The following is an 18,754-nucleotide window of genomic DNA, read 5'->3' on the forward strand; positions in this document are numbered from 1 at the left end:
TAATTATCGTATTTGGTGTTAATACATCATTTTCTTCAGGAAAATAGTCTCAAAAATCATGCCGAACAACGGTGTTTATTGACGGTTCGTTTTAGGGTCGAAACCATATGGGCAGTGTCTGCAACCACTCTCGCAACAATAGCCTCTCTTTAAATGATACTGTTTTGTAAAAACTCTATACCCTTCTTCCGATAGGTAGAAGTCGCCTTCTTCTGGCGGAATTATTTTTTTCATTAACTTATCTTCCGTTTCATTCTAGATTAAAATTACTGCATTATTGTTGATAAAGAGCTAAAAAGGATTCTAAAAACGTACATCTTATAGCCTTTAGCAGTATTTTAACGAATGATTACAATTATAGCGGCAAAGTTGTGTTATCGAATAAGATGGTCTAGTAACAATTAACTTTGTTAAGTGCCGTTTAAACCTTTGATTATGATCTTAGTCTTTAAACATTTTTTTTATAAGAACTATGTTGGTCTATCACTTTGGCCTTTTATCATTTTAAAACATGATGAGCTCAAAGAAGATATTGTTTTGATCAATCATGAGAAGATTCATTTAAAACAACAACAAGAACTGTTGATTGTTTTCTTCTACTTTTTCTATATCTCGGAATGGCTAATACGTACCATATTCTATTTGGATAGTTATAAGGCGTACCAGAATATTAGCTTTGAGAGGGAGGCCTACTCAAATGAGAAGAACCTAAATTATACGAGTGAACGTAATGCATTTAGTTTCTTTAAATATTTATACAGAAAAGAAGCTTAATCTATTAAGCATAGTTGTTGCTAGGTTTTAATAGTACTGTATTTCACACTACTTTTGTGAAATATGCGTGTAACAACTGACAATCAAGAAGTACATTTGCCAATACTGGCCCAAAAAGGGGTTTCTCTTGTTATTAAAAGGGAAGACCGCATCCACCCCTTAATTTCTGGTAACAAATACAGAAAGCTAAAATACAATCTAGAGGAAGCAAAAGCAGAAGGTTTTGGTACACTTTTGACTTTTGGAGGTGCTTTTTCCAATCATATTGCGGCAACTGCCTATGCAGGGAAAATTCACAATTTGAAGACTGTTGGCGTTATTAGAGGAGAAGAAATTGCTCAAAAATGGCAGGAGAACAGTACTTTAAAGTTGGCCCAATCCCATGGTATGAAGTTTAAGTTTGTTTCACGGGATCTCTATAGGCAAAAGGAAACCCCCAATTTTTTAGAGGAGCTAAAAAATGAATTCGGAGATTTTTATCTTTTACCGGAGGGAGGAACCAATCCTTTGGCCATAAAGGGGTGTCAGGAGATTCTAGCCCCTGCCGATGCTGATTTTGACGTAATCTGCTGTGCTGTAGGTACAGGCGGTACAATTGCCGGTATTAGCAATGCGGCTTCTAGTTCACAAAAAGTTTTGGGGTTTCCAGCACTCAAAGGCGATTTTTTACAAGAAGATATTTGTAAATTCGCAGCAAGAAATAATTGGGAATTGCAATCCGATTATCATTTTGGGGGCTATGCCAAGGTTACTGGGGAGCTGGTGGACTTTATGAATACTTTTTTTAAGAAGACGAAAATTCAGCTGGATCCCATTTATACGGGAAAATTACTTTTTGGAATAATGGATTTGGTCCAAAAAGATTATTTCTCTCCAAAAACTAATATTTTGGCTATCCACACAGGAGGTCTACAGGGTATAGAAGGAATGAATCGCATTTTGCAAAAGAAAAAACTACCATTAATAAACGTATGATACGTAGACTGATAATAGCATCGCTTCTAAGTATATTTTTTATAGGATGTAAGGCCAAACGAACGGTTTCTACCCGAAAAGAAGCTCCTCCTAAGAGAACTGAGGCTGTAGTCGTAAAGAAAGAAACGAAGATTACTGACGATGGACTTTATCCTATGCCCGAAGATACCGGTAAGTTCATTCGTTTTACGATTAACTCGCCGGAAGAGTATATTGAAACCTTCTCCGAAGTCGCTCAGATGGAAATGAAGGCTTACGGTATTCCAGCAAGTATCACCTTGGCACAAGGACTATTGGAAAGTGGACTTGGAAAAGGCGCTTTGGCACTAAAAACAAACAATCATTTTGGGATAAAATGTCACACAGGCTGGGAGGGCGATTATGATTTTCATGATGATGATGAGAAAGGGGAGTGCTTCAGGAAATACAATCACCCCATGTACTCCTATCGTGATCATAGTATTTTTTTAAGAAACCGTTCTCGCTATGCCTTTTTGTTCGATTATAGAAATGATGATTATAAAAAGTGGGCAAAGGGTCTCAGACAGGCCGGATATGCCACGGATAAGCATTATCCACAGAAGCTAATTTCATTAATTGAGCGTTATAAATTGTATGCTTTTGATACTGAAATTGCGAAGCAAGGCTACGGACAAAGAAAAGAAGCGCCGGTTGTTGCTATTCGTGCCAAAAGTCAAGTTCATGTAGTTCAGAAGGGAGATACGCTATACTCTATATCTAGGTCATATTCGGTCTCCGTTGATGATTTAAAAAGATGGAACTACATGTATGATAATAATTTGGCCATTGGTCAAAAACTTACTGTAAAGACACAAAATTTCAATAAATAGATGTTATATCAAAGAAGTAGCGCCTTGTTTGCAGAGGCACAAAAATATATTCCAGGAGGTGTAAATTCACCCGTTCGTGCATTTAAAGCAGTTGGCGGTGATCCAATTTTCGTAAAGAAAGCTAAAGGCGCTTACCTGTATGATGAAGATGGTAATAAGTTGATAGACTATATTGCCTCTTGGGGCCCCCTTATTTTGGGACATGCTCATGAACCCGTAATAAATGCGGTAATCGAGAAAGCAAAGCAAGGTACTTCTTTTGGTATGCCTACCGAAATTGAAACCCAGCTTGCCCAATTGGCTGTTTCAATGGTACCTAATATTGATAAAATTAGATTCGTAAATAGCGGAACGGAAGCCTGTATGAGTGCAGTTCGTTTGGCACGTGGATATACCGGAAAGGATAAGATTATAAAATTTGCGGGTTGTTACCATGGTCATTCAGATTCGTTTTTAATACAAGCGGGTAGTGGTGCGGTTACTTTTGGTAGTCCTAATAGCCCTGGTGTTACCCAAGGCACGGCAAAAGATACTTTGTTGGCAAAGTACAACGATCTAGAGAGTGTTCGTGAATTGGTTGCGGCCAATAAAGGTGAAATAGCAACGGTAATTATTGAACCGGTTGCGGGTAATATGGGATGTATTATTCCTTCGGATGAGTTTATAAAAGGTCTTCGGGAACTTTGTACCGAAGAAGGAATCCTTTTGTTGTTCGATGAGGTGATGACCGGTTTCCGTTTAGGAAAAGGTGGTGCTCAGGAAGTTTTGGGTATAGATGCCGATATCGTGTGTTTCGGTAAAGTTATTGGTGGCGGTTTGCCTGTAGGTGCTTTTGCCGCACGCGCCGAAATTATGTCGCATTTGGCACCTGAAGGCCCGGTGTATCAGGCAGGAACCTTAAGTGGAAATCCATTAGCAATGGCTGCAGGATTGGCTATGCTTACTGAATTGAACAATAATCCGGAAGTTTTTGAAAGCTTGGCTAAAAAGACGGCTTACCTTCATGAAGGTTTAGATGCCGTTTTAAAGGAAAAAGGGATTCCGTATCAAATCAACCGATTTGGTAGTATGATATCTGTTCATTTTACAGAAGATGAGGTTGTTGATTTTGAAAGTTCTGCAAAAGGAAATAATGACACTTTTAAAAAGTACTTTCATGGTATGTTGGAGAACGGTATTTACCTGCCACCAAGTGCTTTTGAGAGTTACTTCTTAAATGATGCCTTAACGTATGATGATATTGATGCCACCGTGGCCGCTTTAAAAAAGATAGAATTTTAATCACTAGTTTTCGGGCAGTGAAGCAAATTCTTTTCGTTTGTTTTCAAACCATGCTTGCATACCTTCGGGCGATTGCATGAGATTGCGCATGTCATTCATAGCTTCTAAATGGGCGGAATCTTTCTTTTGAAACATTTCCGCTCCATGTTTTTTACTCAATTCAGCTATTTCTTCAAAGGTGTTAGCAGAGAATTTTGTGTCACAGGCTCCCCCTAATTGCTTGCAGGTCATTGTTTTCATAGGTCAGTTTTTATGATTAGCATTTATGCTAGTTATAAAGCATTCGTATTCTATTTTCGTCTAGTGTATCATGGATGTGAAAAAAGTACTTTTCCTGCCATTTTTGAGTTGTAATGGCCTGTTTACTTTTTGTCACATCCCAAGGGGGATATACACGAAAACCTCTTTTGCCCTCTTTTTTGCCGGTTGAGATAATACCTTTCTCTAGCAAGAGTTTTTTTGGAAAAACGAATTGCCCGGAAAAATTATCTTTACTGGCAGCTATTACAAAAAAGTCGAAATGATCGCTTTCTTCAAAAGGACAAATTACACCCGTTTTAGCGCGTTTCCAGAAAGTAACAAATTGTCCAACTTTCTTTGGAGTTATTTTCGCTTTCCTAAAGATAATTATTTTTGACCCAAGATGAAACCTACAAGCATCATAATCTTGACTTTCTATTTCGGTTTCAAGGTTTGCTAGAGATAAACTTAAGGGTTTATAGACCTGAGAGATGGTATTTTTTATTGAGATAATCATAGGTAGGTTCTAAGTTTTAAAAGAATAGAGTAGTTCTTTTACGGTACTGTAAACCTAATAAATATGTATAAAATTAAACGCAAAAAAAAGAGTTGCACTGCGGCAACTCTTTTTTCTTAGAAATGAACTTGTTCTGTTTATCTCCTCGCTTTACGCTCTCCCTTGTTCTCTTTGGAGTGCTTTTTCCCTCTGCGTTTGTGCATTTTCTCCCATTTCTCATATTGCTCAGCAGAAAGTATCTCTTTCATTTCCGCTTTAAAGGCAATCATTTTATCCAACCTTGCATTCTGCATGGCATATCTTTCTTCAGAAGTAGGTTTTTTACGTTCACCTTCTTCTTTCTGTGCTTTGCGTTCTTCATGTTTAGCTTTACGCTCTTTTGCTTCTTCCAAATGAATGGCTTTTATTTTCTGCTGTTGACCAGAGGTAAGGTCTAATGCCAAAGTCATTTTTTTAGTTTGAAGTGTGGCCATTTGCTCTGCGGTCAAATCTTTCATTTGATCTCTACCATGTCCTTTTTCTCTTTGGGCCATTGCGGTAAGCCCAACCATACATACTAATGCTACAAGTATCTTTTTCATGTTTTTAATTTTAATGATTATACTTCTTAGAGTGGGAAAATGAAGAATGGTTTAACGTCCGTTGTTTTTTTATCAATTAATTAACAGGTAATTAGAGGTGGTTTTAGAGCATAAAAAAGGGCGAAGAAGTGCTTCTTCGCCCTCACATAGTAGGTCGTTCAATGTTTGTGTATTCTAATCCAGTGCCTCCGGGGAAATAACTTGTTCCATATCTGCAGATGCCATTTCTATAGTCTGGGGAGACTGTTCAGAATTGGTTTGATTGTAATAAATAATTGATGCAATTACGAATCCTGCTAGGTATAAAGAACTTTTAAGTTTTTGAGACATGGCGTATGTTTTTTGATTCTGATACTAATTTAGATAAAACAATAAGGCGGGTGAAAAGCTTGTTGTAAAGCCACCATAGGATGTGGTCAAATTGTCCAAACTTGTTGTTTGCAAAATCATTTCATCAGAATTTCATGTATTTGGTCGATACACAGAACCGAATAATGTCCATTTTAGAGCTGTTTTGAGTTTAAATGTTGTTGCGTACAAGTTTACCTATATAAATTCTAACTTTTCTGAATTGCCAAAATGTGTGTAACGTAAACTATGGGAACAATGTAAGTGGGTAGATAAATATATGGGAATTGTAAAACTGCTAGATTGGGTTGGTCAAATGCGAGTAATTGTATAGGTAGTGGTGATGAAAGTATGGCAATCAAGACAATCGTGGTTAGTAATACAAGTCCTAACACATTCCAGGTTAAGAGAAAAAGTCTAGATAACGTTTTTTTGGTAAACGTCATGTAAATAAGAATAATTGCAGCGGATATACCCATTATAATATCAAAATTCCACCCCTTGAATGTCATTAATATTGGGACTTTCTTCTGTAGAAATAATTGGTAGAGTATGAGTTCTACCGGTATGCGAACCATATGAACGGCTACTAAAAATTTAGGTATGAGTGAGTTTATAGCTATAGATTTATAAATCCATGCAAAAACGAAGAAGGAAGGTATAATAGCAAAAATAAACCGGGGCGGTTTTATTTCGGTGTTTTCGAAATATCCGTTGTATGCAATTACACCTATAAGAAGGAGCCAAAGTATACTAAAAACAAGAACCCTTTTATCTTTTCCGGTTGCTTGATAGAACAGAATTAAGGATAAAAGGGTAGTCGCAATAAATAGATACTGTAGCATAGCGTTAGTTTCCAAATTGCCTTAAATGATGGTCCGTATGCTTGTAAACAAAAACTCCGATCTGCTCTGTGGTCATTTTTCCAAAAAACGGATGTACAAAATCAGGGTTTGAAAAGGAGTCATATTCTTGAAGCAATTCAATCCATTTTTTGCGTTCGTTTTCAAAGTTGCCCGTACCCGTAATCTTTAACTCAGGATGGGTAGGTTGATTTTTTTTCATCGGTTGCTCGTCTTTTAAAATACTGCGCAACGCCATGCCGCCAAACAGCCTCCCAATAAACAAACGCTTGTAGCTTTTTTTACCATGGAACAATTCTTCGCCTAATGTGCAATGTTTAAGCATTTGGTAAGCGTTCATTTTGCCCCATTGAGCTTGATTGTGTTCTTGAAGGGAGTTTATTCTATCCACTAACTCGGCAATTGTTTCGTTTTCAAAAATTGTTTTCATCTTTTGCCAGATTTAAGCTTCCATTGGTATTATGCCTCTCACTTCTACAGAACCGCCCATGGCAAGAATAGGGCATCCTTTTGCTATTTCAGTAGCCTCTTTAACGGTGGTTGCTTTAATGACCATGTTTCCACTTAGGGTCTCGTTGTTCGCTATGCTAATTCCTGTGCTAACATTTAATTGGTTGTCAATTGTAGCTCCCTCAAAAGCCAACCGAGTTGTGCTTACAAGTTTAGCCTGTGCAGCAATACCACCAATAAAAGAACCCCAGTTTTGCTGCATTTCACTTAATTGGTCAGTAGTGGGGTGTTCGGTGCTAGGTTGCATCCGGAATAGCAACATGAAGTCTTGAAGATTTTCCATTGTCAAAGTTTTATGGTTTATATATTTCGATGAGGCTAAGCTACCTGCATTAAAAAAAATAAAACTTGTCATAGGGCAAGAAAACCTATTCGCCCGAAATCTCTTTTCTAATTCGGCTTAAAGAAGTGTCCGTAACACCCAAATATGTAGCAATATGTTTAAGCGAAATATTCTGAATAATATGTGGTTTTTCTCTTAAAAGTTTTAGGTACCGCTCGGAAGCTTGGTCCGCAATCATAGCTACACTTTGCTTTTTTAAAGCGAAATAACTGTTTACCAAAGTTGTGCGCCCTTGTTCCCTAAAACTGCGTATGCTGTGAAAGAGTTCTTGAAAAGTATCAAAATCTAACTGCCAACATACGCAATCCGTCAAAGCTTGAATGTTTTCTCTAGTAGGGTTTCTTAGGAAAAAAGAAGTCCAATCAATAACAATATCACCAACGGCATAAAAATTAGTAGAGATGTCTTTTCCTTCGGTATTCATTACGTAAGAACGTGCAAAGCCACTTTCAATAAACCAATAGTGATTTTCCGTTTTTCCTTCTTCTAGTATAAAGTCGTTTTTGGAGAAAGTAACTTTTTTAAATTTAGGAATAATTGTGGCCAGTTCTTCATCCGAAAAATTAGAAGGCGTGAATATGTTATTTAGAAAATTATCTTGGCTTATCATTTGGGGTCAAGTATTAGCTCTATTCGCTTGTTTACATCTTCCAAATGATATTTGCTCATCGTATCCGAAGTTCGGCCAATAGCCCTTTTAATAGTTCGTTGTAAATTACTTAACTCACCACGGGCTACCGAACGAATGTCCGATTGGCTGGTGTTCACCACCGTAGATTTTTGATATCCGCCAAAATCAGGTTTTTTCTTTTGGTTTTCTGCGGTCATCAAATATGCCAACCGGTCTATGTGTGCTTTTTGTAGGTTTCTTCTATAGGTGTCAATAGCGTTTCCGGTATTGAGTTCTGACCAGATGCCATTACGCAGTTGGTTCATCATATCCGTTAGACTATAGGCTTCCGCTTTATTAGCGGTTTCATTTTCTACCAAACGTTGTAGTTTTCCTAAACTTAGGATGTTATCCAAGGTTTTGGTCTGCATAGCCCTGATTTTTTCTATAAAACCTGAGTATTGAATCTTATTAAAGATATTCTGGTCAATAAGCCATTGGGGTGTGGCAAAAAGTTGATCTTGTAAAAAAGCCATACAATTTTGCTGATGTTCTTTAGTAACCGGTATGTAAACGGGACCTTCTTGATCATAGGTTTTTTGATATTCATAAACGCCGCCAATGTTGTTCGATACATGCCCCATGTAACGGTTGAACTGTGCGATGACCTGACCGTACAATTTGTTCAGGTCTTTATAGGTTTTTCCATCTTCCTTTGTCCATGTAATAAGATTGGGTACTATGCGCTTTAAGTTTTCTATCCCGTATAGACCAGCTTTAATGGCATCATCACCCAAATCCTCTGTTTGCGAACTTGGATCAACAACATCACCCACTTGTTGATGTCCAAACCGATACAAAGGGTCACCTGCATGCTCTAAAATCCAAGAGTCCAAAACCTTATTTTCTTCTTCAGTGGAAACATCTAAAATTGGCTTGTAACCCCATTTAATGGCATATTTATCATAAACCCCAATATCGGGCATCAGGGCCACATCGCCATCTTCTGGCTGAGCTATGTAGTTAAAACGGGCATAATCCATTATAGATGGGGCCGTGCCATATTTTTTGGTAAATGAAACGGAGCGTAGAGAATCTACTGGGTATGCAACACTACTACCCATATTGTGGGGCAAACCTAAAGTGTGTCCCACCTCATGAGCGGATACAAACCGAATTAAACGTCCCATGATTTCATCTTTAAATTCGGTTCCGCGGGCATCTGGATTTATAGCGGCGGTCTGCACAAAAAACCAGTTGCGCAACAAGGTCATAACATTGTGGTACCAGTTAATATCCGATTCTAAGATTTCCCCAGTTCGTGGGTCACTTACATGCGGTCCGTTAGCATTAGGAATAGGTGATGCCAGATAACGTACTACAGAATAACGTACATCTTCCGGAGACCAATCCGGGTCCTCCAGAACAGTTGGTGGCTCTTTTGCAACAATGGCATTTTTAAAACCGGCTTCTTCAAAAGCAACCTGCCAATCTTCAATACCCTGTTTTATATAAGGAATCCATTTTTTGGGTGTAGCCCTATCAACATAATAAACTATTTGTTTTTTAGGTTCTACCAGTTCTCCATTTTTGAACTTTTCCAAATCTTCATCTTTGACTTCCAAACGCCACCGATCCAAAAATTTCACGGTTTTGCTTTCTTGAACATCCAAACCATAATCCGTTTGGGTACTGGCAAACCAGCCAACACGCTCATCAAAATACCGGCGTCTCATAGGTTCCTCAGGAAGAAGAATCATAGAATTATTAATCTCTATGGAAATTGAACCTAAACTGCCATTACTGGGCGGTTTTTTTGCCAAGTATGTTTTTACATGCCGTGCTTCTACATTTAAGGGGTAACTTTTAATGGACTCAATATAACTTCTAGCCTCATCCAAACGGGAGACTTTATATTTTTCCCGGTAAGAATCGGGCATACCCAAAGCTTGTGCATCTTTTTCAAAAAGTTCGTTTACCTGAATTACCGTAGAAGGATTAACTGTGTCCTTTTTAAGGGCTTTGATGTCAAAGGCAAAGAGTACCGGTTCAAAATTGGAGTTTACAACGGCTTCATGTACCGGTAAGGAATCTGCGGCGACAACACCGTGGCTCACCACACGGAGTAAAACTTTTTTAGACTTTTTTTCCCAGCGAAGCACTTGGGTGTTAATTTTTCCACCACCAAAACCAATTCCCGTAGCCGTTTTAGAAATACGGCTCACCATCAACATTTCTTTGTTAAAAAGGGAATCCGGTATTTCGTAAAAGTGATTTTCATCAACTACATGTACATCAAAAAGACCTTTGTCCGTTTTGGCATCTTTGGTAATGACCTTGTTGTAAGGTTTTATTTTGTCCTTTTTGTCATCTCCCTTTTTATCCGACTTTTCAGTATTGTCTTTTTTCTTTTTGAAAATTTGCGCTTCCGCGGATAGGGAGCTGATAACTAATAAAGAAAAAACCAATTGGGTAAAAACTGTTTTGAGCATGTAATTTTGGTTAGAAGTTTAGGTACTACACTTGAAAAAGGGAGCCGGCTTGATACAGGATTCCTACTAATGCTTGTAAATATAATATTTTTAGATACTTTATCTTTTAAGGTTGATTAAACTGATTTTGATGCTATAAACAAAATTTACTTGCCTTTTCTTAATCGTTCCTTTTTTTCAAGCTTCGGTGTACGGTATAAAAATTCCGATTAGCTTATAATCCGCTTGTTAGGTGGGGAATGTCGGAAATAAAGTGTGAATTTTTTCGATATAAAAAAACAACAAGTTACGTGCGTGTATGGCAAATTGAAAGATGTTAAAATGCGAAGTTCTTATCGTTTTAGTCCACTTTTTACGAATATGGTTATTTAGGTGTTTTTAGGAAAGCTCCCACAAAATAGAAAGAACAATAAAGAGATGTTTCTGCGTTATATAGACTCATAAACAAACCTACAACGTTATGAACAAGAAGAGTTTAAAAATAAGCATGCTATTGGGCCTTATATTTGCAAACGGAGTTTTTGCGGCTGATCCATTAACAGAGAAAGATGATACGGTTATTCATTCTATAAACTATATTGAAGAGGATACTGATTTTGACCTTGGCTTTGATACAGCGGATTATCTGCCCGAGGATTTTGATGCCAACGAAATTTATGTAAACCTAGATGCAATAGATTTTATAGAGTCTGATGCTAAAGTAATTTTAAGCACTACAAAATACCTTCCAGAAGACTTTAATGCCTATGCATTCCCTAAGAATGTAGAAGGTTTTAATTATATTGATGAGAACGATGAAGTTTCTCTAGATTTTGATACAAAGAAACATCTACCAAGCGGATATAATCCGTATATAAGGAACAATTAACCATTGTAAATTATTTGAATTAGCTAGCGAAACCCCTGTGAGAAAACAGGGGTTTTGTTTTTTACCCGATAATGGAGATTAAATGCTCCGAAGCTTGCCTCGAAATCAAGGTGTATTCCTTTTAATGCCTCGCGGGCTTGCCCCGAGGTAGTTTACTTATATATTGTTCCCAACTTCCATTTTATAGGGTAACATGTAAGAATATGTTGTTTAATGGCCACCATAATAATAACCGTACATCTGATATATAAATAGCCCTATTCCGGCAATGATGAGATACACATTAGCGGCTTTGTAAAAGGCATTGAAACTTTTTTTAGGCTTCCATTGGGTTATTATAAAAACAATAGGAATCAATGCGCAAATCTGTCCCAGTTCTACGCCAACGTTAAAACTAACGATTTTAGCCAGAAACTGAGAGTTCCCCACATCAAAAGATTGTAATCTTGTAGATAGGCCAAACCCGTGAATAAGCCCAAAAATAAAGACCATTAATAAAAGGTTGGGCGATTCAAATTTTAAGTATTTCTGAAAGCCTCCTAAATTTTCAAACCCTTTATACAGGACACTTAAGGCAATAACGGCATCTATTAAATGTTCATCGGCCTTAATACCCAAATAGGTAGCGCCAATTAGGGTTATACTGTGCCCTATGGTGAAAACCGTAATAAAACGAACAATGTCTTTAAACCCGCTTAAGTAAAAAATGACCCCTACTAAAAATAAGAGGTGGTCATAGCCGGTAACCATGTGTTTTGCCCCTACATAAATATAAGAGAGCAAACCACCGTTATTAAGTATTTCTTGGTCCGCAGAACTAACGCCGTGAGCAGCCAATAAAAATGGAGTAAATAGAAATAGTAATGTTACCGGAAGCTTTTTTAAATGTGGACTCATTTATTTTTTTCTGTTAAACCAAAAGAATAATACGGCTACTAAAAATAAGCTACCTACCCAATAGACGTAAGAAGGAAATTCTTCTTCTGCCGGGGCATGGGTATGCGTATCCGTGCCGTGTGCATGAGAAACTTCAAACGTTAAGGTAGACCAGTTGGATTCATGTGTAATTTCTTCATCTTCCAGGTTTTCTAGGTGAATGGTCTGTAGATACCAAATTCCATCTGCAGTAAGCTTAGCGGTTGCCATTCCCTGGGAATCGGTTCTAAGCTGCTGTCCGGAAGTGTGGGTGTGTCCACCTACTTCTGGGTCATGGCTATGTTCTTCTTCTTTACCATGGTCGTGACTATGTTTTTCTTCGTTTTTTCCGTGGCTGTGTGTTTCTTCCTTAGTATGATCGTGACTGTGTTTTGCTTCGTTGCTTTCGTGACTGTGGACTTCTTTTTGATTATCAGTGTGGCTATGCTCCTTTTCGGATGCTCCGTGACTGTGTTCTTCCGAGCTGCCTTTGTAATTGGCGTACACCAACTGGTTCGCTAAAGGTTTACCGTTAAATAGTAGTTTAAATTTAAAATCGTCACCGGTATTTAATTCGTACGGATTGTCAAGCGGTATAAATTCAATGGGGTGCCCTAGTTCTTTCTGCCAATCATCCGTACGTTTATCCCCAACTTGAAAAATGGTTTTTACATGTTTGGAATATCGCTCAACGGCATCACCGTCTAAAGCGTCATTGTCACGTCTCCATGCAAGCATATCCTGTATGCCCTCATGTTCCAAATAGGTGTTGAATGCCTCCGCGTCCATTTCAATAGACCTAGGTGCCGTAGAAACTCCTACCACATAAGTTCCGGGGTCACCGGTTCTAAAATTTAAAAAAGTAATACTATCCTTTTCGCTCCACTGAGATTCTTCTACCTTAATTCTCTGACCATTGTTTAGCAGACTAACATCTAACATGCGGTTTCTGTCTATTACATTTTCACTCTTGTCAAAAGTGCCGTTAAACAGTTGAATGGTAGCAGATTTGTTGGGTTTCAAAAAATAAGAGTCCAATTTCAGGTACATGATATGACTGCTGAAAAGAACAAGGAACAATAAGGGGAGAAAAATTTTTTTCATCAAGAGCGATTAAATTAGTGGGTAAATGACAATGCTATTTTTTTGTTACATCGAATTTGATAAAAATAAGAAAATGAAGGTACAAGCAAACAGAACTTCTCATAAAATCCTGTTTTTCTGGGTGACACACCTTTCCTTAAAATGATAAGGATGCAAGGCAATGTATTTAAATCGATTTTAAAATAATAAGGGCACTACAAATTGAAACATCAAAACCAAAAGGGCAACGGCTATAACGTTCAGGATAATACCTACCCGTGCCATCTCATTCACTTTTATGTAGCCACTGGCAAATACTATGGCATTGGGCGGTGTGGCCATGGGGAGCATAAAGGCACAACTACTGGCTATGGTAACGGGAATCAACAAATAAAGAATGGGAATGTTCAAACCTATGGCGATACCTGCTACTACTGGTGCCAGTACAGCTATCAAGGCCACGTTGCTCATGAGTTCGGTCATAAATAGCATAAGAGTGATTAGAAGAACGGCGGTAAACAGTATGCTGACTTGACTATCGCCAATGGCTGCTGAAACTATATCTACAATTCCACTAACGGACATGCCTTTGGCCAAGGCCAAGCCTCCACCAAAAAGAATTAAAATGCCCCAGGCCAATTTTTGGGTGTCTTTCCATACAATTATAAAATCTCCTTTTTTCATATTGTATGGAATAGAGAACATGGCTATCGCTGCCATAATACTGATCATGGTATCGTTTAATTTCAATGCCGGGAATACGCCGTTTATGACCGTTCTGAAAATCCATAGGAACACGGTAACACCAAAAATAGCAAGCACCATTTTTTCCTTTCCGCTCATGGGGCCTAATTTTTTAAGCTCGTCATGTATAACGTCTTTTGAAGCCGAAAATACCAAGTCCCGATTTGGGTACATCCATTTTACCAAGACCAAATAGCTGATCCATATCATTAATGCCGAAAAAGGAACGCCCAATACCATCCACTTTAAAAAGGAGATTTCAATATTGTATTCATTTTCGAGAAGGCCGATCATTACCGAGTTAGGTGGCGTACCGATTACTGTAGCCACACCTCCCGCATTTGCCGAAAAAGCAATTCCAAGCATCACGGAAAGAGCAAAATTCCGATCACTTTTGGTAAATCCGTCTTCATCATTGACCAGAAGCCCGATAACCGACATGGCAATAGGCAACATGACCACCGTTGTAGCTGTATTACTGATCCACATACTCAAAGAGGCTGTTGCTATCATAAAACCTAGTACTACTTTGTTGGGTGTGGTGCCTGTAATTTTTATAATATTTAGGGCAATGCGTTTGTGGAGATTCACTTTTTCAAGTGCCAGGGCAAGAACAAAGCCTCCAAAGAATAGAAATATGATGGGGCTCCCATAATTGGCTCCCACATCTCCAATATCCATGATTTTTAGAAAAGGGAATAGTAGCAATGGCAAAAGAGCGGTAACAGAAATGGATACAGCTTCCGTAATCCACCAGATAACCATCCAAACCGCTACGGCAATTACGGCATCTCCTTTTTCGGAGACCAAATCAAAAGGTAAAAAGCGAATTATAAAAAAAAGAAGAGGGCCTACAAAGAGTCCGGCTTTTTTACTGAGTTCCATGGCATTGAATTAGAGCTCCTAAGCTATGTTTTTTCTTTTTCTTTTGAAAATTAATATACAATTGTGTCCGATGGAATTGTAGGAAGCGTATAGTTTCCAAAATCAATGTGTATGTTGTTATTGTTGATTTTTACATTCTGAGGGGTCGCATTTGTGCCGTGCAGATAGAGAAATTGTAGGTTTTTGAAGTCGTTAAAGGCCTTTAAATACGCTGCTTTTAGAGTAGTACTTGTTAGATTAATGGATTTTAGATGTTCTAATCCTACTAAAGATTGAAGATTTTTTCCGGTGATAGCAGTGTTGTCCAGAAGTAAGATTGTTAGATTAGGAAGTTCTGCTAGTTTATAGAAAACGGCGTCGGTAATTTTGGTATTGCCAAGGTCAAGTCTTGAAATCTGATTTTTTATGGGCATCAGCATATCAAAATCCGAATCCGTAAAACCTGGTTTGTTGATGCAAGAGGCACTTAAGAAATTAGAAGCGTTACTAATTTGATCAATATGAATGCCAGAAGCTTCTATTGTTTTTATTTGAGTTTTAGAAGCAGCTTCAATCTCAATATTCGGGTGGTCAAAACCTTCTTTTTTTGGGAAGAAAGAAAGAAAAAGGGACTTTTCCAATCCCGATTCCGAAATGGTTTTGTCAAATGGATTTCCAGCATCAATCCAGGCCATTACAAGTTGAATTTCTTCTTTTAAGAGTTGGGTTTTTCCTTCTGGAGGCATATGGTCATCATCATCCACAGGAAGAACAAGTCTAGTGTATAATTCACTTTCCGAAGCTTTGGAATCTTCTATGATAGCTCCGTTTTCACCTCCGTTAAGAATGCCTGCTTGAGTAGTGAGAAGCAATTCTCCCTTTGTTTTCTTAGGATTGTGGCAGCTAGCGCATTTGTTGTTAAGTATGGGTTTGATTACATCTTCATAGAGTAGCGCTTCTTGCCAATTATCTTCATTTAAGTCGATTTTTTTCTCTTCAAAAGTTTCAAAACCTAAAGCAGATTTCAGTGCATTTGGCAACGGTTCTATTAAATATTCTTCTCCATGGGTAATATTTCCCCCTTGGTGACCCGTAAAGGAAATCAGCATAAAAAAGAAAATGGATAAACCGAGCATGGGTAGTTTCAGGAGAAAACTTAGAGTTAGAATACCTTTTAGTTTGGCGTACATCAAAAAGGAAAATAAAGCTGTAGCGATACCAGACCACAAGTGCCACTTTACCGTGTCAAAAGCATAGCCTTCTCCAAGATATTGCAGGTAACCTGTAATACAGGCTAGGGTAGCCGTAATACCCGCCCATAAGTAGATAAGCGATATAACGGTGTTGTATTTTTTCTTCTTTCTATCGTACCACTGCAAAAGCAGTCCCATCATAATGAAACCAATGGGCAGATGTACAACAAGCGGATGTAGCCTTCCAAGAAGCTGTTTAAGAACGTCCATACTATTATTTTAGGTCGAATCGTTCTTTTAAAAGCTTCATCATATATACATTGGCTTTCCATTGGTCGGCAACCGGCAATTGGGTGTAGGGTAAAGTCGGCATATAATCCGCTGGACCAAATTCTGTTGTAATAGTAAAAACATCTTTGGCTTGCCATTGTTTACGGATTACTGTCTCCCAAATATTCATATGGCGGTCAACCGCTTTTTTCCATTCAGGTGCTTCCGGGTTGTTTACTTGTGGGCCTTCAGCATGACCTACCCGGGCATGAATATGATGCGAACGGTTTATGATTTCCTCCAATTCTTCATCTTGGCTTTGTAGAAGCGATTCGTGAACAACCATCCAATGACTAATGTCTAAAGTCAGTTTTAATTCAGGAATAGCCGAAAGGTAGATTTGGGTGTCCGGTAGGTTATAACTGAAACGACCCCGGTGTGTTTCATGGTAAATGCGTACGTTGTTCTCTTTTGCAAAGGCATTGGCAGCCCCAATAAAGGCTTTGTTCTGCTCAAAAGTGAAAAAATCGCTACCAGTATGACAGTTGATGTAAGCCGGTTTCCAGGCGATGAGGGTTTTGAAATGTTCAGTGTATGCTTTTAAACTTTCTTTAAAGGGAACAGATTTGTTGGTACCATTTAGAAAACCGACTTTTAAGTTGTGTTTTTTTAAAGCGATTTTTAATTCGTTCTGACTTTTTTCATCTTTTGGAAACCATGTTTCAATTCCATCATAGCCTGCGGCTTTTGTTTTTTCACAAAAAGCATCCCAAGATATGTTCCTGCCCCAATCTGTTTGATAAAATTCCAATTGTTTTTGTTGGGGAAATCCTAAGAAGTAAAAAAAGAGCACTACTAGCGTTAACGGTATTTTCATGGATAATTTGGTTTGGTGCTTAGTGTGGTTGAGCGGAGGTTGTTTAGGATAGAATTTCTTTGATAATATGGCCTTCTACATCGGTTAACCGGAACGGTCTACCTTGAAACTCATAAGTATATTCTTCATGATCAAAACCGAGTAGGTGTAAAATAGTAGCGTGAACATCGTGAACGGATACACGACCTTCTACGCCAGAAAAACCAATATCGTCTGTTTGTCCGTGGGAAGCTCCTTTTTTAATGCCACCCCCGGCCATCCACATAGTAAAGGCGTCGCCATGGTGGTCACGCCCTTTATAGGGCATTTTTTTGTTCCCCCTGTTTTCTTGCATGGGCGTTCTACCAAATTCGCCGCCCCATACGATCAGGGTGTCGTCTAGGAGTCCGCGTTGTTTCAAATCCAAAATCAAGGCGGTTATAGGTCGATCTATTTGAGTGCATTTATTACGGAGTCCTTTGTCAATTGACCCTGAGCGAACTACACCGTGGCTATCCCATCCCCAATCGAACAATTGAACGAAACGTACCCCGTCCTCCACCAATTTTCTAGCAAGTAGGCAATTGTTGGCAAACGATTCCTTACCCGGTTCCACACCGTACATTTCTTTAATATGTTCAGGCTCGTTATTGATGTTCATGACTTCCGGGACCGCTATTTGCATGCGATAGGCCATTTCGTATTGGTTGATTCGAGCCAGAATTTCCGGGTCGGCATATTTGGCATATTCTTCTTTGTTGATTTGAGTGATAGCATCTATTGTACTTTTCTTTAAATCTCTTGAAACTCCATCCGGGTCGTCAAGATAAAGTACCGGGTCACCTTTAGAACGGCATTGTACGCCTTGGTATACCGAGGGTAGAAATCCGCTTCCCCAGACACTTTTTCCGGCATCCGGTGTGTTTCCGCCAGATGTAAGTACCACAAATCCGGGTAAATTTTGGTTTTCTGAACCCAGGCCATATGTCGCCCATGCGCCAATACTGGGGCGTCCCAAACGGGCACTGCCAGTATGCATGAAAAGTTGGGCAGGGCCATGGTTGAACTGATCCGTATGCACGGCCTTTAGAAAAGCTACATCGTCTACTACTTTTTTAAAATGAGGCATAAAGTTCGAAACCCAGTTGCCGGATTCCCCTTCTTGCTGAAAGTCGGCCTGCGGGCCCATCAATTTTGGAGTTCCTTTTATAAAGGCGAATTTTTTTCCTGCCAATAGCGACTGCGGACAATCTTGACCATCTAATTTGTGAAGTTTTGGTTTATAATCGAACATTTCCAATTGCGAGGGTGCACCCGCCATGTGCAAATAAATAACCGATTTAACCTTAGGGCCGTAATGGGGGGCTAAAGTAGCCAATGGGTTAAGGTCACGTTCTGAAAAAGTGGAAGCTGATTTTTTGTTCTGCTTGGATATTGGGTCACATCCCATAAAAATGGAACTTAGTGCTAATCCGCCCAGTCCTTGGGCGCAACTTTTTATAAAGTGTCTTCGGGTCTTTTCCTGCGCTTCTCTAGCCAAGTGTTCTTGAACAAGTCTTTCAATTTGGTCTTTCAT

At 38.7% G+C, this 18,754-nt stretch carries 21 protein-coding genes; 5 read left to right on the top strand and 16 right to left on the bottom strand.

Features of this window, described 5'->3' with window-relative positions; genetic code table 11:
* Nucleotides 1-75: 75 nt before the first annotated feature.
* Nucleotides 76-234 carry a C1orf53 family protein gene (locus P0077_RS12035; protein ID WP_194528118.1) on the bottom strand — a complete coding sequence of 53 codons (159 nt, stop codon included), beginning with the start codon at nucleotides 232-234 and terminating at the stop codon, nucleotides 76-78.
* 201 nt (nucleotides 235-435) lie between these two features.
* Here P0077_RS12035 and P0077_RS12040 point away from each other — a divergent pair, with 201 nt between their 5' ends.
* The 4 genes from P0077_RS12040 (at nucleotide 436) to hemL (ending at nucleotide 3,881) form a co-directional block, all read left to right on the top strand.
* Nucleotides 436-774 carry a hypothetical protein gene (locus P0077_RS12040; protein ID WP_194526028.1) on the top strand — a complete coding sequence of 113 codons (339 nt, stop codon included), beginning with the start codon at nucleotides 436-438 and terminating at the stop codon, nucleotides 772-774.
* Nucleotides 775-837: 63 nt separating this feature from the next.
* A complete protein-coding gene (locus P0077_RS12045) occupies nucleotides 838-1,749 on the top strand; it encodes a 1-aminocyclopropane-1-carboxylate deaminase/D-cysteine desulfhydrase (protein ID WP_276165495.1) in 912 nt (303 codons plus the stop codon).
* A complete protein-coding gene (locus P0077_RS12050) occupies nucleotides 1,746-2,600 on the top strand; it encodes a glucosaminidase domain-containing protein (RefSeq protein ID WP_276165496.1) in 855 nt (284 codons plus the stop codon). Before P0077_RS12045 ends, P0077_RS12050 begins: the two co-directional genes overlap by 4 nt.
* Nucleotides 2,601-3,881: a glutamate-1-semialdehyde 2,1-aminomutase gene (hemL, locus tag P0077_RS12055; protein ID WP_276165497.1), complete on the top strand. Its 1,281-nt coding sequence runs from the start codon at nucleotides 2,601-2,603 to the stop codon at nucleotides 3,879-3,881.
* A gap of 3 nt (nucleotides 3,882-3,884) precedes the next feature.
* Here hemL and P0077_RS12060 read toward each other — a convergent pair whose 3' ends face one another.
* From P0077_RS12060 to P0077_RS12100, 9 genes are all read right to left on the bottom strand, one after another.
* The gene (locus P0077_RS12060) at nucleotides 3,885-4,121 is read right to left on the bottom strand and encodes a DUF1059 domain-containing protein (protein WP_276165498.1); all 237 of its coding nucleotides are present in this window, start codon (nucleotides 4,119-4,121) and stop codon (nucleotides 3,885-3,887) included.
* A gap of 28 nt (nucleotides 4,122-4,149) precedes the next feature.
* Nucleotides 4,150-4,638: a MepB family protein gene (locus P0077_RS12065; RefSeq protein ID WP_276165499.1), complete on the bottom strand. Its 489-nt coding sequence runs from the start codon at nucleotides 4,636-4,638 to the stop codon at nucleotides 4,150-4,152.
* 137 nt (nucleotides 4,639-4,775) lie between these two features.
* Entirely contained in the window at nucleotides 4,776-5,219 is a 444-nt protein-coding gene (locus tag P0077_RS12070) for a DUF4890 domain-containing protein (RefSeq protein WP_276165500.1), read from the bottom strand.
* Nucleotides 5,220-5,393: 174 nt separating this feature from the next.
* A complete protein-coding gene (locus tag P0077_RS12075) occupies nucleotides 5,394-5,549 on the bottom strand; it encodes a hypothetical protein (RefSeq protein ID WP_194526035.1) in 156 nt (51 codons plus the stop codon).
* Nucleotides 5,550-5,776: 227 nt separating this feature from the next.
* A complete protein-coding gene (locus P0077_RS12080; RefSeq protein ID WP_276165501.1) occupies nucleotides 5,777-6,412 on the bottom strand; it encodes a DUF8737 domain-containing protein in 636 nt (211 codons plus the stop codon).
* A gap of 4 nt (nucleotides 6,413-6,416) precedes the next feature.
* On the bottom strand, nucleotides 6,417-6,860 hold the full coding sequence (locus tag P0077_RS12085) for a DUF1569 domain-containing protein (RefSeq protein ID WP_276165502.1): 444 nt from the start codon (nucleotides 6,858-6,860) through the stop codon (nucleotides 6,417-6,419).
* A gap of 12 nt (nucleotides 6,861-6,872) precedes the next feature.
* A complete protein-coding gene (locus tag P0077_RS12090) occupies nucleotides 6,873-7,223 on the bottom strand; it encodes a YciI family protein (protein WP_276165503.1) in 351 nt (116 codons plus the stop codon).
* A gap of 85 nt (nucleotides 7,224-7,308) precedes the next feature.
* On the bottom strand, nucleotides 7,309-7,893 hold the full coding sequence (locus P0077_RS12095) for a Crp/Fnr family transcriptional regulator (RefSeq protein WP_276165504.1): 585 nt from the start codon (nucleotides 7,891-7,893) through the stop codon (nucleotides 7,309-7,311).
* Nucleotides 7,890-10,385, bottom strand: coding sequence for a zinc-dependent metalloprotease (locus P0077_RS12100; protein ID WP_276165505.1), 2,496 nt, complete (start codon nucleotides 10,383-10,385; stop codon nucleotides 7,890-7,892). The genes P0077_RS12095 and P0077_RS12100 overlap by 4 nt, the downstream gene beginning before the upstream one ends.
* A 460-nt stretch (nucleotides 10,386-10,845) precedes the next feature.
* Between P0077_RS12100 and P0077_RS12105 the strand changes: the two genes are divergently transcribed.
* Nucleotides 10,846-11,253: a hypothetical protein gene (locus P0077_RS12105; RefSeq protein WP_276165506.1), complete on the top strand. Its 408-nt coding sequence runs from the start codon at nucleotides 10,846-10,848 to the stop codon at nucleotides 11,251-11,253.
* Between the two features lie 210 nt (nucleotides 11,254-11,463).
* Here the strand turns inward: P0077_RS12105 and P0077_RS12110 are convergent, their stop codons facing one another.
* From P0077_RS12110 to P0077_RS12135, 6 genes are all read right to left on the bottom strand, one after another.
* Nucleotides 11,464-12,150 carry a HupE/UreJ family protein gene (locus P0077_RS12110; protein WP_276165507.1) on the bottom strand — a complete coding sequence of 229 codons (687 nt, stop codon included), beginning with the start codon at nucleotides 12,148-12,150 and terminating at the stop codon, nucleotides 11,464-11,466.
* The gene (locus P0077_RS12115; RefSeq protein WP_276165508.1) at nucleotides 12,151-13,272 is read right to left on the bottom strand and encodes a DUF4198 domain-containing protein; all 1,122 of its coding nucleotides are present in this window, start codon (nucleotides 13,270-13,272) and stop codon (nucleotides 12,151-12,153) included. It abuts the gene before it with no gap.
* A 177-nt stretch (nucleotides 13,273-13,449) separates the two neighbouring features.
* Nucleotides 13,450-14,880: an SLC13 family permease gene (locus P0077_RS12120; protein WP_276165509.1), complete on the bottom strand. Its 1,431-nt coding sequence runs from the start codon at nucleotides 14,878-14,880 to the stop codon at nucleotides 13,450-13,452.
* A 50-nt stretch (nucleotides 14,881-14,930) separates the two neighbouring features.
* The gene (locus P0077_RS12125; RefSeq protein ID WP_276165510.1) at nucleotides 14,931-16,322 is read right to left on the bottom strand and encodes a c-type cytochrome domain-containing protein; all 1,392 of its coding nucleotides are present in this window, start codon (nucleotides 16,320-16,322) and stop codon (nucleotides 14,931-14,933) included.
* A gap of 4 nt (nucleotides 16,323-16,326) precedes the next feature.
* Nucleotides 16,327-17,199: a sugar phosphate isomerase/epimerase family protein gene (locus tag P0077_RS12130; RefSeq protein WP_276165511.1), complete on the bottom strand. Its 873-nt coding sequence runs from the start codon at nucleotides 17,197-17,199 to the stop codon at nucleotides 16,327-16,329.
* 43 nt (nucleotides 17,200-17,242) lie between these two features.
* A complete protein-coding gene (locus P0077_RS12135; RefSeq protein ID WP_276165512.1) occupies nucleotides 17,243-18,754 on the bottom strand; it encodes a DUF1501 domain-containing protein in 1,512 nt (503 codons plus the stop codon).

The sequence above is a fragment of the Zobellia alginiliquefaciens genome (assembly GCF_029323795.1).
GTDB classification, from domain to species: domain Bacteria; phylum Bacteroidota; class Bacteroidia; order Flavobacteriales; family Flavobacteriaceae; genus Zobellia; species Zobellia alginiliquefaciens.

Coding starts and splice junctions, on each gene's coding strand:
- P0077_RS12035 (WP_194528118.1), bottom strand. CDS start 234: ATGAAAAAAATAATTCCGCCAGAAGAAGGCGACTTCTACCTATCGGAA.
- P0077_RS12040 (WP_194526028.1), top strand. CDS start 436: ATGATCTTAGTCTTTAAACATTTTTTTTATAAGAACTATGTTGGTCTA.
- P0077_RS12045 (WP_276165495.1), top strand. CDS start 838: ATGCGTGTAACAACTGACAATCAAGAAGTACATTTGCCAATACTGGCC.
- P0077_RS12050 (WP_276165496.1), top strand. CDS start 1,746: ATGATACGTAGACTGATAATAGCATCGCTTCTAAGTATATTTTTTATA.
- hemL (WP_276165497.1), top strand. CDS start 2,601: ATGTTATATCAAAGAAGTAGCGCCTTGTTTGCAGAGGCACAAAAATAT.
- P0077_RS12060 (WP_276165498.1), bottom strand. CDS start 4,121: ATGAAAACAATGACCTGCAAGCAATTAGGGGGAGCCTGTGACACAAAA.
- P0077_RS12065 (WP_276165499.1), bottom strand. CDS start 4,638: ATGATTATCTCAATAAAAAATACCATCTCTCAGGTCTATAAACCCTTA.
- P0077_RS12070 (WP_276165500.1), bottom strand. CDS start 5,219: ATGAAAAAGATACTTGTAGCATTAGTATGTATGGTTGGGCTTACCGCA.
- P0077_RS12075 (WP_194526035.1), bottom strand. CDS start 5,549: ATGTCTCAAAAACTTAAAAGTTCTTTATACCTAGCAGGATTCGTAATT.
- P0077_RS12080 (WP_276165501.1), bottom strand. CDS start 6,412: ATGCTACAGTATCTATTTATTGCGACTACCCTTTTATCCTTAATTCTG.
- P0077_RS12085 (WP_276165502.1), bottom strand. CDS start 6,860: ATGAAAACAATTTTTGAAAACGAAACAATTGCCGAGTTAGTGGATAGA.
- P0077_RS12090 (WP_276165503.1), bottom strand. CDS start 7,223: ATGGAAAATCTTCAAGACTTCATGTTGCTATTCCGGATGCAACCTAGC.
- P0077_RS12095 (WP_276165504.1), bottom strand. CDS start 7,893: ATGATAAGCCAAGATAATTTTCTAAATAACATATTCACGCCTTCTAAT.
- P0077_RS12100 (WP_276165505.1), bottom strand. CDS start 10,385: ATGCTCAAAACAGTTTTTACCCAATTGGTTTTTTCTTTATTAGTTATC.
- P0077_RS12105 (WP_276165506.1), top strand. CDS start 10,846: ATGAACAAGAAGAGTTTAAAAATAAGCATGCTATTGGGCCTTATATTT.
- P0077_RS12110 (WP_276165507.1), bottom strand. CDS start 12,150: ATGAGTCCACATTTAAAAAAGCTTCCGGTAACATTACTATTTCTATTT.
- P0077_RS12115 (WP_276165508.1), bottom strand. CDS start 13,272: ATGAAAAAAATTTTTCTCCCCTTATTGTTCCTTGTTCTTTTCAGCAGT.
- P0077_RS12120 (WP_276165509.1), bottom strand. CDS start 14,880: ATGGAACTCAGTAAAAAAGCCGGACTCTTTGTAGGCCCTCTTCTTTTT.
- P0077_RS12125 (WP_276165510.1), bottom strand. CDS start 16,322: ATGGACGTTCTTAAACAGCTTCTTGGAAGGCTACATCCGCTTGTTGTA.
- P0077_RS12130 (WP_276165511.1), bottom strand. CDS start 17,199: ATGAAAATACCGTTAACGCTAGTAGTGCTCTTTTTTTACTTCTTAGGA.
- P0077_RS12135 (WP_276165512.1), bottom strand. CDS start 18,754: ATGAAAGACCAAATTGAAAGACTTGTTCAAGAACACTTGGCTAGAGAA.